This is a genomic window from Streptomyces sp. NPDC007157 (assembly GCF_040634235.1).
Classification (GTDB): Bacteria; Actinomycetota; Actinomycetes; order Streptomycetales; family Streptomycetaceae; genus Streptomyces.
Window position 1 is genome coordinate 243726 of sequence record NZ_JBEYFE010000011.1, and the last position, 16690, is coordinate 260415.

11 protein-coding genes are annotated in these 16690 nt (G+C 71.8%); 5 read left to right on the plus strand and 6 right to left on the minus strand.

Annotation, left to right across the window (positions count from 1 at the left end; genetic code table 11):
* Window positions 1–90: 90 nt before the first annotated feature.
* The 6 genes from ABZ642_RS22040 to ABZ642_RS22065 form a co-directional block, all read right to left on the minus strand.
* Window positions 91–1749, minus strand: a complete 1659-nt coding sequence (locus ABZ642_RS22040) for a serine/threonine-protein kinase (RefSeq protein WP_360486515.1) — start codon at window positions 1747–1749, stop codon at window positions 91–93.
* A gap of 253 nt (window positions 1750–2002) precedes the next feature.
* Entirely contained in the window at window positions 2003–3004 is a 1002-nt protein-coding gene (locus ABZ642_RS22045; protein WP_360486518.1) for a polyprenyl synthetase family protein, read from the minus strand.
* Window positions 3001–4041 carry a tetratricopeptide repeat protein gene (locus tag ABZ642_RS22050; RefSeq protein ID WP_360486652.1) on the minus strand — a complete coding sequence of 347 codons (1041 nt, stop codon included), beginning with the start codon at window positions 4039–4041 and terminating at the stop codon, window positions 3001–3003. The genes ABZ642_RS22045 and ABZ642_RS22050 overlap by 4 nt, the downstream gene beginning before the upstream one ends.
* Before the next feature lie 196 nt (window positions 4042–4237).
* The gene (locus ABZ642_RS22055; RefSeq protein WP_360486520.1) at window positions 4238–4915 is read right to left on the minus strand and encodes an AIM24 family protein; all 678 of its coding nucleotides are present in this window, start codon (window positions 4913–4915) and stop codon (window positions 4238–4240) included.
* A 56-nt stretch (window positions 4916–4971) separates the two neighbouring features.
* On the minus strand, window positions 4972–6315 hold the full coding sequence (locus ABZ642_RS22060) for a CAP domain-containing protein (RefSeq protein ID WP_360486523.1): 1344 nt from the start codon (window positions 6313–6315) through the stop codon (window positions 4972–4974).
* 118 nt (window positions 6316–6433) lie between these two features.
* The gene (locus ABZ642_RS22065; RefSeq protein ID WP_360486526.1) at window positions 6434–7651 is read right to left on the minus strand and encodes a serine hydrolase domain-containing protein; all 1218 of its coding nucleotides are present in this window, start codon (window positions 7649–7651) and stop codon (window positions 6434–6436) included.
* 329 nt (window positions 7652–7980) lie between these two features.
* On the opposite strand from ABZ642_RS22065, the gene ABZ642_RS22070 reads away from it, so the two are divergent.
* The 5 genes from ABZ642_RS22070 to ABZ642_RS22090 all read left to right on the plus strand — a co-directional run bounded on the left by ABZ642_RS22070 (window position 7981) and on the right by ABZ642_RS22090 (window position 16689).
* On the plus strand, window positions 7981–9756 hold the full coding sequence (locus tag ABZ642_RS22070; protein WP_360486529.1) for a M4 family metallopeptidase: 1776 nt from the start codon (window positions 7981–7983) through the stop codon (window positions 9754–9756).
* Between the two features lie 216 nt (window positions 9757–9972).
* Window positions 9973–11163, plus strand: coding sequence for an ROK family protein (locus ABZ642_RS22075; RefSeq protein ID WP_360486532.1), 1191 nt, complete (start codon window positions 9973–9975; stop codon window positions 11161–11163).
* A gap of 31 nt (window positions 11164–11194) precedes the next feature.
* Window positions 11195–13003 carry a CBM35 domain-containing protein gene (locus ABZ642_RS22080; RefSeq protein ID WP_360486535.1) on the plus strand — a complete coding sequence of 603 codons (1809 nt, stop codon included), beginning with the start codon at window positions 11195–11197 and terminating at the stop codon, window positions 13001–13003.
* A 111-nt stretch (window positions 13004–13114) separates the two neighbouring features.
* Window positions 13115–15460 (plus strand): glycoside hydrolase N-terminal domain-containing protein, encoded by a 2346-nt coding sequence (locus ABZ642_RS22085; RefSeq protein ID WP_360486538.1) that lies wholly within the window; start codon window positions 13115–13117, stop codon window positions 15458–15460.
* On the plus strand, window positions 15457–16689 hold the full coding sequence (locus tag ABZ642_RS22090; protein ID WP_360486541.1) for an SGNH/GDSL hydrolase family protein: 1233 nt from the start codon (window positions 15457–15459) through the stop codon (window positions 16687–16689). The genes ABZ642_RS22085 and ABZ642_RS22090 overlap by 4 nt, the downstream gene beginning before the upstream one ends.
* Window position 16690 lies beyond the last annotated feature (1 nt).

The window sequence follows — 16690 nt, forward strand, 5'->3', positions numbered from 1 at the left end:
GGCTGCCGAACTGCGTACGTACCGACGGGCAGCCTATATCGACCCATTGGCCAGGGTTTGCCGCACGGCCGAAGACCGGCCGAGCGCGGCTCAGGTCGCGGACGCCCGGAACGTGGCCAGGAAAGTCTTCAGCGCCAGCGTGTTCGCGGCGTCGTCCCAGGCGGCGGCGGGGGCCGTGACGCGCAGCGAGAAGCTGCGGCCGCCGCCGAGCAGGAAGCCGCGGCCGAAGGTGCGCACCTGGTCGGCGCCCGTGCCGGACAGCCACTCCATGTCAGCCGCCTTGTACCCCTGGTAGGTGGTCGCCTTGATCTGGCCGATCCGCCGGTAACCGTCGAGCTCTTCCAGCTGCGGTTCCACGTCGTCCCGCCAGACCGCGACCGGGTCCGGGCCGGCCTGGGTGCTGTAGGTGACAGCCAGGGTGTGCGGGTCGTCGCCGCCCGGGCCGAAGGTGACCCGGTAGGCGACGTCGTCGACCCGCGAGGTGTCGATGCGCTTCCAGCCCGTGGGGAGCGCCACGGAGAAGCCCTCCGGGGCGGTGTAGCGGTGGTACCCGGCCGGGAGGGCACCGGCCGTGGCCGACGGCGCCGTCTTCGAGGGGGAGGAGGCAGGAGGGGAAGACGGAGGGGAAGAGGGGGAGGACGGAGACGAAGGAGAGGACGAAGTGGGTGCGGAAGGGGAGGGCGAGGCGGTGGGCCCGTTGCCGTCCGTGCGGTTGCCCGGATCCGTGGTCGCGGAGGCGCTCGGCGCCGAACCGGCCAGGGAGCCGACGCCAGGGAGCCCCTGGGTGGCGGCGAGCACCGCGACCGACACGGTCACCACGGCCAGCGCGGTCCCTCCGATCATCGCGGTCCGGCTCCATCCCGAGGCCCGCGCCGCCACGTAGGCGCCGCGCAGCCGGGGCACCGGGGCGGGTTGCCCGATCGTGTCGGGGTCTGCGTCCAGGACACGTGTCAGCGCCTGCCGGACCACCGGCCGGCTCAGCCGCTCCCGGGAGTTCTTGCGCAGCAGCCCCTGGACGACCTGGGTCAGCGGACCGGCGCGTAGCGGGGTGCGCAGCGGCAGCCGGTCCACGCCCTTCAGTGTGGCGTCGGCCCGGCCGCGGTCCCGGAACGGCGGCCGTCCCTCGACCATCGTGTAGAGGATCGCGCCGAGCGCCCACAGGTCGGCGGCCGGGCCGATCCGCTCGTCCCTGGCCTGCTCCGGCGAGGCGTACGACGGCGCGGTGACCCGCGGGGCCAGGGTCGCGCCCGCCAGCCCGAACCCGGTGATCACGACCGGGCCCTTGTCACGGACGAGGATCTGGCCGGGGCTGAGCTCGCCGTGCGTGTAGCCCTCGCCGTGCGCGCCGTCCAGCACGTCGAGCACCTCGAGGGCGATCCGGGCGGCCCGCACGAAGTCGAACGTGGGCTGCTGGACGAGCAGTTCACTGAGCGGCGTGCCGTCGATCAGCTCGGTGACCGTCCACAGCGTGCCCGCCTCCTCGAAGGCGTCGATCACCATGGCGACCCGGCCGGGCCGCAGCGCGCCCATGGTCTCGGACGTGCGCAGGATCCGGGAGGTGGTCCGGCGTATCACGTCCTCGGTGAGCGCGTCGGGGAGCACGATCTGGGTCACCAGACGTGGACGTTCGGCCTGCACGTCCTCCGCGTACCAGCTGATGCGGTTCGGCTCGCGGTCGGCGACCTCGAGGAGCCGGTACCTGCCGGCGACCAACTGTTGTGCGGAGACATGCGCCTTGACCATCGTCATCCCTCGCTGGAACCCCTGCCTCGTCTTAACCAGAGGTACGCGGGGCGAGCCCGGGTTTGTTCAAAGAATCTGCAACTCCGATCCCCTTCTTGCCTTTTATTCAAACGGCGTCCCGTACCTGGGACTTGCGGAAAACGGCCGATGGCCGGGCCCCGACCTGCGGGTAACCGACGGTAAAAGCCCGGCTGCGGTCCGCTGGCCGACCCACCGCGAAACGCCCGGTATCCGGGTGAACGGGGCCGGTCGGACCGTCTCAGAGGTCCCGGCGCACCAGGAAGTCCAGCAGGCCGCGCAGTTCCGCCGACGCGAGCGGCAGCCCGGCGAGCAGTGCCTCGGCCCGGGCGGTGTGCCGACGGGCCTCGGCGAGCGCGGCGGCGCGTCCGCCCGCCTCCTCGATCAACGCGGCCGCCTCCCCGGCCTGCCCCGGCGCGTCGAGCAGTCGGGCCAGCCGGGGTCCGGCGGGCGAGCCGAGCGCGGCGAGGACCGGATACGTCTTCTTCCGCTCCCGCAGATCGCCGTGCACGGGCTTGCCGGTGACGGCCGGGTCGCCCCAGATCCCCAACACGTCGTCGACCAGCTGGAACGCTACGCCGAGATGGCGTCCGGCCAGGTCCAGCGCGCCCACCGTGGCCTCGGGCGCGCCGCCGAGCGCGGCCCCCAGCGCGACGGCACACCCCAGCAGCGCGCCCGTCTTCCGCTCGGCCATCACCCGGTACTCCCGTGCCGACACGCCGGCCCAGGGCCGCGCCGCGAACAGCAGGTCGTCCGCCTGCCCGTGGACCAGGTCCGCCAGCGCGGCCGACAGCAGCCGCAGGGCGCCGGGTCCGCCGGGAGCGGCGGCCAGGGTCTCGACCGCGAGTGCGAAGAGGGCGTCGCCCGCGAGGACGGCCGGTCCGGTGCCGTACGCCTGCCAGACGGCCGGGCGGCGGCGCCGGGTGGCATCGCCGTCCATGATGTCGTCGTGCAGCAGCGAGAAGGCGTGCACCAGTTCCACCGCGACCGCCGCCGGAACCCCGCGCTCGGCGGGCGCGCCGGCCGCCTCCGCGCCGAGCACCGCCAGCGCCTGCCGGACGCCCTTGCCGCCCGGGGCGGCGGCGGGGGAGCCGCCGACCTCGCACCAGCCGAACGCGTACCCGGCCATCTCGCCGACCCAGGGGTGCAGCCGTCCCACCGCCGTCACCAGCGCGGGCCGCACCAGCTCCCGGCACCGGACGAGGGCGTGCGGGGGAGCGGTGACGGGTGCGGGCGCGGTCATCGGACGGCCTCCGTCCCGACGCCGAACTCCGCCTGGGCCCGGGTCACCATGTCCCGGGCGTGCCGCAGGCCGGCCCGCTCCAGCACGCCCGCCAGGTCGGCGAGTTCGGCCGCCGTCTCGGCCCGGTCACGGCCCAGCCGGGCCAGCGACTTGGCCAGCCCGAGCCGTGACAGCGCCTCGCCGCGCGGCTCGCTCATCGCGCGGAACTCCGTGAGCGCCAGCTCGTACAGCTCCCGCGCCTCGGCGTAACGCCCGGCCCGGTAGAGGACGTTGCCGCGCATCTTGTGGTTGTAGGCCAGCGCGCTGGACAGGTTCATCGCCCGGCAGGACCGCTCCGCCTCGGACAGCAGCGCGAGTGCCCGTTCGCTGTCGCCGTCGCGCACCGACACGATGTCCGCGAGCCCGCGCAGCGCCCAGGCGTGCCCGCGCCGGTCCTCCGCCCGTGCCGCTATCCCCGCCGCCTCCTCGAAGAGCGCGTACGCCCGGTCGTACGACCCGGTGTTGCGATGCATCTGCGCGATGCCCTCCAGCGCCCACACCGTGTGCCGGGCCTCACCGCGCCGCCGGGCCTCGGCGAGCAGTTGCTCGTGCAGCCGGCCCACGGCCGCGTAGTCGCCCTGGATGCGGCCGGTCTCGGCGAGCCCGGCCAGCGAGTAGCCGCGGACGACTACATCCCCGCCCCGCTCGCCGAGGTCGGCCGCCAGCCCCAGCAACCGCCTTGCCAGCGGGAACGCGCCGCGCTGCCGGGCCAGGGTGCCGCCGCTCCACAGCGCCCACGCCATCGCCGCCGTGTCCCCGGCCGCCCGGGCGGCACGGTAACTCGCCTTCCAGGCCCGGTCGGCGTCTCCCACCTGACCGAGGCGCCGATGTGCCTCGGCGACGGCCAGCCCGCAGCGCGCCTCCTCGTCGGGCCGACCGGACCGCTCGGCCTCCCGCAGCCGCTCGATGCCCTCGGCCAGCACGTCGACCAGCGACGAGTTCACGGACAGGGAGGTCAACGCGCCCTGGTACTCCGGGGCGACTGCCTTGCCGTACATGGGTGATGTGGGGGACATGCGTGCCTTTCTACGCGGGCGCGTATACACACCGTCTATACGCCATGTGTATACATGATGTGTATAGTGCGCCCGAATTTCGCCCTGGCCGCAGGGGCCAGGGCTTCGCTGATGTGAATCAAGACGCCGGCACGGCCGTCGGGGTTGCCTGCGTGGTGTGGATCACCGCGCGAGGGTGTCAGTGCTGCTGAGCCTTCTGCGGGGTCACCTCGCTCGGCCGCACCACGACGTACCCCTCGCCCTGGAGCATCAGCTGGACCGCTTCCCCCGAACCGCCGCGCAGCATCGACCCGATGGACTGCGAACGGTGCAGCGAGGTCTGGAGCCGGGTCGTCCAGCCCACCACCGCGTCCGTGTCGACGTACACCGGCGCCTGCGGCGAGACCGGGATGACCAGCGGGTTGCCGTCGCAGATCAGCCCCAGCCTGCCGTGTCCGGTGAAGACGCTGTTGAACAGACCGCCGCCGGCGATGCCGGACCCCTTCACGGTCCTGATCTCGTACGACAGCGAGGCGTCGAAACACAGCACGTTGCGGCCGTTGACCGTGAACTGGTCGCCGGGCTCGACCTCGACGATGAAACAGTTCTGTGCCTCGTGCGCGAACCAGGCCTCGCCCTGGCCCTGCACGGACATCAGGGGCAGACCCTCGCCGGTGACCGCGCGCTTGAGCATCCCGCCCACGCCCTGGCCCTTGCGCTCGAACTTCAGATTGCCGCGGTGCGCGATCATCGCGCCCTGGCGTGCGTGCATCTCGCCGTTCACGGCGTACCGGACGCACTTCGCGTTCTCGATCGTCATGCCCGGCTCGACGGCCGGCTCCACCATGTGCTGACTGGAAAAGAGATCACCCTTCATGCCGGGCATGGTGTCCCGGACGAACCCGTTCCGCCAAGATCACGGACCGTATCGGTTCAGGCACCGAACAGTTGGGTCCAGTAGGTGCCCGCCCGGCCGCCGCCCGCGAAGCCGACGCCGATGTGGGTGAAGTCCGGTTTGAGGATGTTGGCCCGGTGGCCGGGGCTGTTCATCCAGCCGTCCACCACCTCGGCGGCCGAGCGCTGGCCGCAGGCGATGTTCTCGCCGATGGTGCCCCGCCGGGAGCCCGCGGCGGCGGCCCGGTCCCAGGGCTGGGTCCCCTCGGGGGAGGTGTGCGAGTAGAAGTCCCGGGTCGCCATGTCCGTGCTGTACGCCTGTGCCGCGGTGGCCAGATGCGGATCCATCGCGAGCGGCGGCAGCCCGGCCCGGGCGCGCTCCCGGTTGGTGAGCTCGACGACCTCGGCGCGGGTGCGGGTCAGTTCGGCCGGGGTGAGGGGTCTGGCCCACAGGGCGGTCCAGTAGGTGTCCCCGTCCCTCGGGCCCTGGACGTGGGCCAGGCCGGTATGGGTGAAGGCCGGGTCGAGCAGGGTGCGCCGGGCGCCCTCGGTGCGCAGGCAGTAGTCGACGAACTCGGCCGGGGTGCGCGGGCCGGAGACGAGATGCTCGCCGACCGTGACATACGCGAATCCGGTGCGGTCGATCCGCTGGTGGAGCGAGACGCCGTCGGGGCTCTCGGTGGCCAGGCGGCCGGCGTCGGCCATCGCGGTGGCGTGGGCGAGGGCGGCGGAGGTGAGCCGGGCGTCCGGGGCCACGGGTGGCCGGCCGGCCTGGGCGCGGGCGGAGTTGACCAGGCCCAGCAGGCCGTCCGGGTCCGGGAGCGCGGCCGCCGAGGGCCGGGGCGGCGCGGCCGCGGTGCGCTGGGCGGGGATCGTGGGGCGCGACGCCGGAGCCGGCTGCCGGTCCTCGACGACGTCGACCCCGAAGTCCCGGGCCAGCCCCGCCAGTCCGTCGGCGTAGCCCTGTCCGACCGCCCGCAGCTTCCAGCCGGTGCCCCGGCGGTATATCTCGGCGAGCAGCAGCAGCGTCTCCGTCTGCGGGCGCGGCGGGGCGAACCGGGCCACCGTGCGGCCGAGGCGGTCGGTGACATGCAGGGCGGAGGCGGGCAGCCGGCCGAGTGCGGTGCCCGGCTCGGCGGCGGTGACCGTGAGGGTGACGCGCTGGGCGCCGGTGCGCAGCCGGGCCGGCTCGACGGTCAGTGTGTCGCCGCGCAGCCGGACGCCGGGCGCGTCCGGCTGGTTGTAGAAGACGAAGTCGGTGTCGCCGCCGACCCTGCCGCTCTCGTCGGTGATCAGCGCGGAGACGTCGAAGGGGCCGGGCACCCGCAGCGTCAGCGTGCCGTCCGGAAGGGGCAGATTTCCCCCGGGGACCAGCTCGCTCATCGCGCCGCCTCTGCGAGGTCAGGGGCCGAACATCGCGCCCGGTGGGGGAGTCGCCGGTAGAACGTCCGGCCCGGGCGCGAGGTTCCCCCGACGGGGGCGAGGCATACCGCTCCCGCTGCTACTGCTCCCGTGGCGCGGCCGGTGCGATGTCCTCCCGTTCCAGCGGCTGCCCGGCGCTGCGTGTCGCCGTCGCCGCGCGTTTGCCGCAGAACGCCGGCTCCAGCGTGTCCGCCAGCGTGTTGAGCACGGTCGAGCTGTTGGAGGCGTTGGCCAGCGCGGTCAGGCTGCGCGTGCCGTCCTTGGTGGTGAAGGCGTACGTGTAGTAGCCCTGCACGGCGCCCGTGTGGCCGTACACCGAGATCCCGCAGGACAGGTCGCGGCGGCGCAGCCCCAGGCCGTAGGAGGTGGTGGAGTTGACCCGGGTGAAGCGCTCCATCTCCGCGAGGCGGGCGGCCGACGTCAGCTTGCCCCGGACCAGCGCCGAGTAGAAGGTGTCGAGGTCCTGGGCGGTGGAGATGATGGCGCCCGCGCTCTGCGCCCAGGACACCGTCTGGTCCGTCGCGTCGACGGCCGCGGCGCCGGCCTTGTCGGCGGTGAGGTAGCCCTTGGCGTGCTGCCCGGGGATCTTCTCGTCGGGGTGCACGTAGAAGGTGTCGCGCAGCTCCAGCGGCTTGAAGATGCGGTTCTCGTACTCGGTGCGCACGCTGTGCCCGGTGAGCTTCTCGATCAGCATCCCGGCCACCACGAAGTTGGTGTTGGAGTACGAGTAGGCGGCCCCCGGCGCGTTCGTGCGCGGCTCCTTCAGGGAGAGGTCCACCAGCTGGCGGTAGGTGAAGACCTTGTTCCGTACCGCCTCGAACCCTGACACGCTGCTGGCGAACAGGTCGTTGGTGTAGTCGTACAGACCGCTGCGGTGGCTGAGCACGTGCCGCACGGTGATGCGGTCGTCGGGCAGCAGCCCCGGCAGATAACGGTTGACCGGTGCGTCCAGGGCGAGCCTGCCCTCGTCCACCAGTTGCAGCAGGACGACCGCCGAGAACGTCTTGGTGACACTGCCGACGCGGAACCGGTCGCCGGTGGTGATGGCACGCCGGGTGGTCCGGTCGGCCACGCCCCGCGTCGTCTTGTAGACCTTCGTGCCGTCGTCGATCCGCGCCATCGCGCCGGGCGCGCCCTTCGCCACCACCGAGTTCAGCACCGCGGCCATACCCGCGGTGTCCGGCGCCGGCAGGGCGGCGGCCGGCCGGGGCTCCGCTCCCGCCTTCAGGGGCGCCGCCTGGGCCGGTACCGCGAGCAGCGACAGCGCCACCGCTCCGAGCACCGCACTTCTGCTCATCTTTGCCGAGACCATCCGGACCCAGCTCCTCTCTGTCTGTCTCCGATGCGAGATGGGTCACATTCGGTTCGGGGAACCCTCTCGCATCCCGTCACATCTCCACAGTCGACGCACAGTTGGTCACTCCGCGATCACCACGCGGTGCGGAATCGCAAAGTATTGCCAGGAAACGCAAGAAAAGCGACGAACTGCGCTTTACATGGACATGACTCGTCCGGAAGGGTTGCGGCCGGGGGCCCGACCAGCCCCCTTGGCGCCTCGACGGTGCCGTGCCGCAAGGCGGTCGGTGATCGATGCCGGCCGTCTTCGAACGTAAGGAACCCTGATCAGTGCGTAGCGCGCACATACGTAGCGTGGCGGTCGCCGTCGCCGTGACGACGGCCGCCACGGCCCTGACCGGTACGGCCTTCGCCGGTCCCACCGCGGGGGTGGAACAGCAGGCCGCCGCCACAACGGCCGCGCAGGTGGTGACCGCGGCACGGACCGCGGCCTTCGCCCACGCCTCGGCCACCGGAGTCGGCGCGGGCGACGAACTCCAGGCACAGGATGTGATGATCGACCCCGAGGGGGCGCGTCATGTCCGCTTCGTCCGCACCCACCGGGGTATGCCGGTGCTCGGCGGCGATCTCGTCGTCCATCTTTCGCGTCGGTTGGCCTACGCCGGTGTCACCCGAGCGGCCGACCACGCCGTCCGGCCCGCCACCACCGAGGCGAAGCTGACGGCCCGCCAGGCCGAGGAGAAGGCCGCCTCCGCCGCCGACGGCGACGCCGGCACCGCCGCACTCGTGGTGGACGCCCGCGGCGGTGCCTCCGCCCTCGCCTACCAGGTGACGGTCGACGGCTCGGACGGCTCCCGCACGGTCGTCGTCGACGCCCTCACCGGCACGGTGCGCAGCAACGCGCCGGACAACGACGAGTTCCTCTCGCCCAAGGTGCTGGAGACCCTCCGCGAGCGCGGCGAGACCCTCGACCCGGCCACCGGCATCGGCGCGCACGCCGACGCCTTCGCCGGCGCGTCCGTCTCCGCCGCCGCCCGCTACCCGGCGACCGCGCACGGCTCCGGCAAGTCGCTCTTCGTCGGCAAGGTCCCGCTCACCACCACCCAGACCGCCCGCAAGAGCTTCCTGCTCAAGGACCCGACCCGGTACGGCACCGAGACCCGGGACGCCAAGGGCAAGGAGACCGAGAGCTTCCCGCAGGGCACCAAGTTCACCAGCACCACCGACAGCTGGGGCAACGGCGCCACCAGCAGCCGGGGCAGCGCCGCCGCCGACGCCCAGTACGGCATCACCAAGACCCTGGACTTCTACAAGAAGACCTTCGGCCGCAAGGGCATAGCGAACAACTCGAAGCCCGCGCGCGCCATGGTCCACTGGGGCAAGAAGGTCGGCAACGCCTTCTGGGACTCGGACTGCGGCTGCATGCTGTACGGCGACGGTGACGGCCAGGAGATCAAGAAGCCGCTGGTCGTCCTCGACGTCACCGGCCACGAGCTGACCCACGGCGTGGTGGACGCGACCGCGAAGCTCGAACCGACCCGGGTCGACAACGACGGCAACCAGTACGGCGAGCCGGGCGCCCTGAACGAGTCGCTGGCCGACGTCTTCGGCTCGAACGTGGAGTTCTCCGCGAACAACCCGAAGAACCCGCCGAACTACCTGCTCGGCGAGAAGCTCGGCCTGCAGCAGAAGTTCCTGCGCCGCCTCGACCACCCCTCGCTCGACCGCCTCGAAGGCACGGTCGACTACTGGTCGCCCGAGGTGGCGGACGCCGAGGTGCACGCCGGCTCCGGTGTCTCCTCGCACGCGTACTACCTGCTCGCCGAGGGCAGCGGCCGCAAGAAGATCGGCGCCACCACCTACGACTCGCCGACCTTTGACGGCTCCACGGTCCAGGGCATCGGCCGCGCCAAGGCCACGGCGATCTTCTACCGCGCCCTGACCCGGTACATGGTCTCCTCGACCGACTTCCACGACGCGCGGATCGCGACGCTGAAGGCGGCCAAGGACCTCTACGGCGCGAGCGGCGTCGAGTACCGCACGGTCGACCAGGCCTGGGCCGCGGTCAACGTCACCGAGGCCAACACGCCGGCCGCCCGCCACTGACGGGCACGCCACACCGCTGATCCGGGTGCCCTGTCGGGGGGCCGGGCACCCGGATCGCTCCCACCGGTGGAACCGGATCGAGGTCACTGGTGGAACACGAGCCAACGCCCCCACGTCACTCGCCATTTGAAGGCCACGGCAGTCTCACAGTCAACCTTCAGGTGATTCCTGTTTCTTTTATTGACAGCGGAAAATAAGCCACCTAAGTTCCCGGCCATGCGCTCCACCTCCCGTGCCGAGACGTTCCCGGCCCACACGCCGGCCGTCTCGCAGATCTTCACCACGGTCCTGTCCCACGGCCCCCTCACCCGGCTGGAGGCGGCCCGCCGGGCCGGCCTGTCGGCGGCGGCCGTGACCAAGGCCGTCCGGCCGCTGCTGGCGGCCGGGTATCTCGCGGAGGACGCCGACGGCGAGGCCCGGCCGGCCCTCGGCCGCCCCGCCAACCTGGTGCGGGTCGACGGCGGGCGGGCGCTGTTCATCGGGGTCAAGGTGACCGGCGACGAGGTCATCGCCGTCCTCACCGACCTGTGCTGCCGGATCCGGCTGGCCCGCCGTCTGCCGGTAACGGACCGCACCGTCAAGGACGTTCTGACCTCCATCGCCGAACTGACCCACGAACTGCGCACCGAGGCCGAGGACTTCGGCGCCCCCGTCCTCGGCCTCGGGATCGCCGTCTCCGGCGACGTGGACCGCGCCGAGGGGGTCGTGCGCTACTCGCCCTTCCTCGACTGGCGGGACGTGGCCCTCGCCGAACTCGCCGCCATGACCACGGGGTTGCCGGTCGTCGTCGACAACGACGTACGTGCCCTGACCGTCGCCGAGCAGTGGTTCGGCGCCGGGGTCGGGCTCTCCGACTTCGCCGTGGTCACCGTCGGCGCGGGCATCGGCTGCGGACTGGTGATCCACGGCCGGCTGGTGGCGGGCGCGCATGGGGTGGCGGGGGAGATCGGCCATGTGGCCATCGACCCGGCCGGGCCCCTGTGCCACTGCGGCAACCGCGGCTGCGTGGAGGCGATCGCCGGGGACGCCGCGATCGTCACCCGCATGCGCGAGGTGACCGGCCGTCAAGTGGCCGACTCCGCCGCGGCGGTGGCCCTGGCCCACGAGGGCGTGCCCGGAGCGCGGGAGGTGTACGCCGGTGCCGGTGAGGCCATCGGCCGGGGCATCGCCACCGTGGCCAACCTCTTCGGACCCGAGCGCGTGATCATCTCCGGCGAGGGACTCGCCGCCTACGACCTGTTCGCCGAGCAGATCCTCGACTCGTTCACCGCGGCCGCCTTCGGGTCCGCCGCGCAGTGCGACGTAAAGACCCGCCCACTCCCCTTCGAGGAGTGGGCGCGCGGGGCCGCGGCCACCGCGATCCAGTCCTTCATCACCTCGTCTCCCACCCCAACGGGCAAGGGCTGAGCCGCCCAAGACCCCGAACCCTGGAGGGCCCATGCGGTCACCTTCGCAATCCGTCCTGCCCGTACGCGGGCTGAGAACCGTCCTCGTGCTGGCACTCACCGCGGCCTTCGCGGCCGCCGTACCGGCCGCCCAGGCCCAGACCCCCGCCCAGACGGCCGCTCCGATCGCCGCCAAGCCCTACATGGGCTGGTCCAGCTGGAGCATGCAGTCGTCCAAGTACCCGGGCCTGAACGACCAGGGCGACTACAGCTACCTCACCGAGGCGAACGTCCTCAAGCAGACCGACGCCCTGGCGAGCAAGCTGAAGAAGTACGGCTACGAGTACGTCAACATCGACGCCGGCTGGTGGATGGACTGGAACTGGAAGTCCGGCTACGACCAGTACGGCCGCCAGAAGGCCGACTCCGCCCGCTTCCCCAGCGGGATGAAGGCCGTCGCCGACCACATCCACGCCAAGGGCCTCAAGGCCGGCATCTACCTCCCGGCCGGTCTGGAGAAGGGTGCCTACGGCGACGGCAAGAATCCGATCTGGAACGCCGACGGCTGCACCACCGCCGACATCGTCTACGACGACCTGCGCACCACCAACGGCTGGGACAGCGCGTACAAGATCGACTTCGACAAGCCGTGCGCGCAGAAGTACATAGACTCCCAGGCCCAGTTGATCGCCGGCTGGGGCTATGACTTCCTCAAGCTCGACGGTGTCGGCCCGGGCTCCGGCAAGAGCGGTGACCAGTACGACAACGTCGCCGACGTGGCCGCCTGGCACAAGGCGATCGCCGCCACCGGCCGCCCGATCCACCTGGAGGCCTCCTGGTCCCTGGACTTCGGGCACGCCGCCGACTGGCAGAAGTACACCAACGGCTGGCGCATCGACACCGACGTCGAGTGCTACTGCAACACCCTGGTCAGCTGGGAGAACTCGGTCGACGACCGGTGGGACGACACCCCGGCCTGGACCGGCAAGGCGGGCCCCGGCGGCTGGAACGACCTCGACTCCCTCGACGTCGGCAACGGCGCGATGGACGGCCTCACCAAGGCCGAACGGCAGAGCTACGCGACGCTCTGGGCCATCGCCAAGTCGCCCCTGTTCACCGGCGACGACATCACCAAGCTCGACGACTACGGCGTCTCCCTGCTGACCAACCGCGAGGTCATCGGCATCGACCAGAGCGACAACCCGCCGGCCCGGCCCATCACCCCGTCCGACCCGCAGCAGGTCTGGGCCGCGAAGAACGCCGACGGCACGTACACCGTGGCCCTGTTCAACCTCGCGGACTCGCCCGCGGCGGTCACCGCCGACTGGACGGCCCTGGGCTTCACCGGCAAGGCGTCGGTGCGGGATCTGTGGAACCGCGAGGACCTCGGTTCGTACACGAGCAAGATCACCGAGGCGCTGCCGGCGCACGGCTCGCGACTGTTCACCGTGACGCCGAAGGGCAGTGCCCTGGCCGCCACCGGCTACGAGGCCGAGGCGAGCGCCAACACGCTGAGCGGCAACGCCTCGGTGGCCGGTTGCGACGCGTGCTCCGGGCAGAAGAAGGTCGGAAACCTGTACCAGGGCGGCAAGTTGACCTTCAACAACGTGGTGGTCGACAAGGCCGGTACGTATCTGGTGAAGGTGGCCTACATCAGCGGTGACTCCCGGCCGGCCACGATCTCGGCCAACTCCGGGGGCGGGACCAGCCACAAGTTCCCGTCGACCGGGGACTGGGGGACCGTGGCGACGGTGAGCGTGCCGGTGACCTTGAAGGCCGGTGCGAACACGATCAGCTTCGACAGCGGGTCGGGGTACGCGCCGGACGTCGACCGGATCGACGTTCCCAAGTCTCCCCGGTAGTCGGCTCGGTACGTGCGTCGTCGGGAACTGCGGGCCGGTGGGGGCCGGTCGCGCAGTTCCCCGCGCCCCTTGCGGGGCGCGCCCCCCTCACGGACGTTGGATTGGAACCCCATGGACAACCACCCCAGCAGACGCGGTTTTCTCGCCCTCGCCGCCGCCACCGGGGCCCTCGCCTCGCTCCCCTCGTTCACCGCTTCCGCCGCTCCGCTGCGGTCCTCGCAGCCGCTCAACGCTCCTCGACACCAGCTCTGGTGGCAGGCACCCGCCGACGACGGGTCGATGATCACGCAGGGGCTGCCCGTCGGCAACGGCCGGCTCGGTGCGCTCGCCGGCAACGACTCCGGTCGTGAACTCCTCCTGATCACCGACGCCACCCTGTGGACCGGCGGTCTCAACGACACCCTCGACTCGGACGGCCAGTTCCCCTACGGCCGCGCCGACTTCGGTTCGCTCACCCTGCTGGCCCGGCTCGTCGTCGAGATACCCGACCACGACCTGGGGGCCGTCTCCGACTACCGCCGCGCCCTCGACCTCGACAACGGCGTGGTGACGGCGTCCTACGTCCGTTCCGGAGTGACCTACCGGCGGCAGATCTTCGCCAGCCGCCCCGACGACGTGATCGTGGTGCACTTCAGCCAGGACGGCGGCGGGCGCTACACCGGCACCCTCACCTTCGAGGGCACCCACGGCGAGACCGGCTCCACGGCCGAGTCGTTCGCCGGATCCTTCGCCAACGGGCTGAAGTACGGGGCCGCCGTGCAGGCGTACGGCAACGGTGGCACCGTGCGCGTCAGCGGCTCGCACATCACCTTCACCGACTGCCGGGAGCTGACGGTCGTACTCAGCGGTGGTACGAACTACGCGCCGGACGCCGCCGCCGACTACCGCGACCCGTCCCTCGACCCGCGGGCGCTGGCCCGCACCAAGGTCAAGACGGCCGCCCGGCACTCGGCGGACTCGCTGCTGCGTACCCACGCCGCCGACCACCGGGCGCTGTTCGGGCAGTTCGACCTGTCGCTCGGCACCTCGACGGCCGACCAGCGCGAACTCGACACCTGGGCACGCATCCAGGCCCGCGCCGACTCCGGTGACCCCGACCCGGAACTGGAGGCCGCCTACGCCCAGTTCGGCCGGTATCTGATGATCGCCGGTTCGCGCGACAGTCTGCCGATGGGCCTCCAGGGCCTCTGGCTGGACGGCAACGACCCGGACTGGATGGGCGACTACCACACCGACATCAACATCCAGATGAACTACTGGATGTCCGACCGGCTGGGCCTGTCCCAGTGCTTCGACGCCTACACCGACTACTGCGTCGACCAGCTCCCGGCCTGGACGGACCTCACCCAGCGGCTCTTCCAGGACTCCCGCAACCGCTACCGCAACTCCAGCGGCAAGGTGGCCGGCTGGACCGTCGCCATCTCCACCAACCCCTTCGGCGGAGGCGGCTGGTGGTGGCACCCGGCGGGCAACGCATGGCTGTGCCAGAGCCTGTGGGAGCACTACGAGTTCACCCAGTCCCGCGCCCACCTGGAGAAGATCTACCCTCTCCTCAAGGGTGCCTGCGAGTTCTGGGAGGCGCGGCTGCTCACCACCACCCTGGACGACGGGAAGGAGGTGCTGATCGCGGACAGCGACTGGTCGCCGGAGCAGGGACCGCTGGACGCCAAGGGCATCACCTACGCCCAGGAACAGGTGTGGATGCTGTTCGGCAACTTCCGGACTGCGGCCGCCGAGCTGAAGAGGGATGCTGGATACGCGGGTACCATCGGCAAGCTCCGCGACCGCCTCTACCTGCCGGTGGTGAGCCCCAAGACCGGCTGGCTGGAGGAGTGGATGTCCCCGGACAACCTCGGCGAGACCACTCACCGCCACCTCTCGCCGCTGATCAACCTCTTCCCCGGCGACCGGATCCGCCCCGACGGCTCCACCCCCGCCGACATCGTCAAGGGCGCCACCGCCCTGCTCACCGCCCGCGGCATGGACAGCTTCGGCTGGGCCAACGCCTGGCGCTCGCTGTGCTGGTCCCGGCTGAAGGACGCCGACAAGGCCTACCAGCTCGTCGTCCGCAACCTCCGCCCCTCCGACAACGGCAGCAACGGCACCTCACCCAACCTCTTCGACATCTACCAGGTCGAGGAAGGCCGGGGCATCTTCCAGATCGAGGCCAACTTCGGCACCCCGGCCGCGATCCTGGAGATGCTGCTGTACTCCCGCCCCGGCCACCTGGAACTCCTGCCCGCCCTGCCCGCCGCCTGGGCCGCCTCCGGCAAGGTCACCGGGGCGGGGGCGCGCGGCGGCTTCGTCGTCGACCTGAGCTGGCGGGACGGCAAGCCGACCGAGGCCCGGATCCGCAGCGTCGGCGGCCGCACGACGACGGTCGCCTACGGCGGCAAGTCACGGACGGTCACGCTGAAGCCCGGCGCTTCCGTCACGCTGAAGGACCTCGGGCGGTGACCGGCCGGTTCGCGCGCCTCCTCGGCCTCGCCGCCGTGTTACTGGCGACGGTCGCCTGCCAGACCGGGCCCGCCCAGGCCTCACCCGTGTGGGAGCCCTCCTCCGGGGCCGCCGTCTCCGCCCGGCACGACGTCGTCACCTGGGGCGCCAGCGCCGACCAGATGGGACAGGGCACCGCCGACCGCGGCTACCGGCTGGTGGTGCACACCAGCGCCGCCGGCAGTGGACTGCGGGTGCGCCTGTCCAACGTCTTCGGCGACCGGCCGCTGACCCTGGACAGCGTCTACGCGGGACTGCAGAGCCAGGGCGCCGCCCTCAAGCCGGGCAGCAACAGGCGGCTCACCTTCGACGGCGCCCGCACGGTCACCGTGCCGGCGGGCGCCACCGCCTGGAGCGACCCGCTGCCCGGCAGCCTGCCCGCCGGCAGCGACCTGGTCGTCAGCCTGCACAGCCCGGACGCGGCCGGCCCCGCCACCGGCCACTGGATGGCGATGCAGACCTCCTACGCCACCCAGGGCGACCACACCGCCGAGGAGAGCGCCGCCAACTGGACGGAGACCACCGGCTCCTGGTGGTACCTGGACTCGGTCTCCGTACGGCCGTCGAACCCGGCCACCGGGGCCGTGGTGGCGCTCGGCGACTCCATCACCGACGGCTGGGCGTCCACCACCGACCTCGACCGCCGCTGGCCCGACTACCTCGCCCGTCGGCTCCAGAAGGCGGACACCGAGGTCAAGGGCGTGGCCGACGAGGGCATCTCCGGCAACCAGGTCCTCGCCGACGGCGCAGGACAGGCGGCTCTGCACCGGCTGGACCGCGACGTCCTCAGCCAGCCGGGCGTCCGTACCGTCTTCCTCTTCGAGGGGGTCAACGACATCAAGGCCCACACCGGGGTCACCGCGGCCGACCTGATCGCCGGGTACCAGGAGATCGTCCGGCGGGCGCACGCGGCCGGCAAGTGCGTGGTCGCCTCGACCGTCGGCCCGTTCGAGGGCTGGTCGGAGTGGGACCCGGCGGGCGAGGCCGTACGCCAGCAGGTCAACCAGTACATCCGCACCAGCGGGGAGTTCGACGAGACCGCCGACTTCGACCGGATCCTGCGCAGCCCCTACGACCAGGCGCGGATGCTGCCGTTCCTCGACGGCGGCGACCACATCCACCCCAACGACAAGGGGATGCAGGCCATGGCCGACTCCGTCGGCCTGGCCGGTCTGGACTGCGACCGCTGAA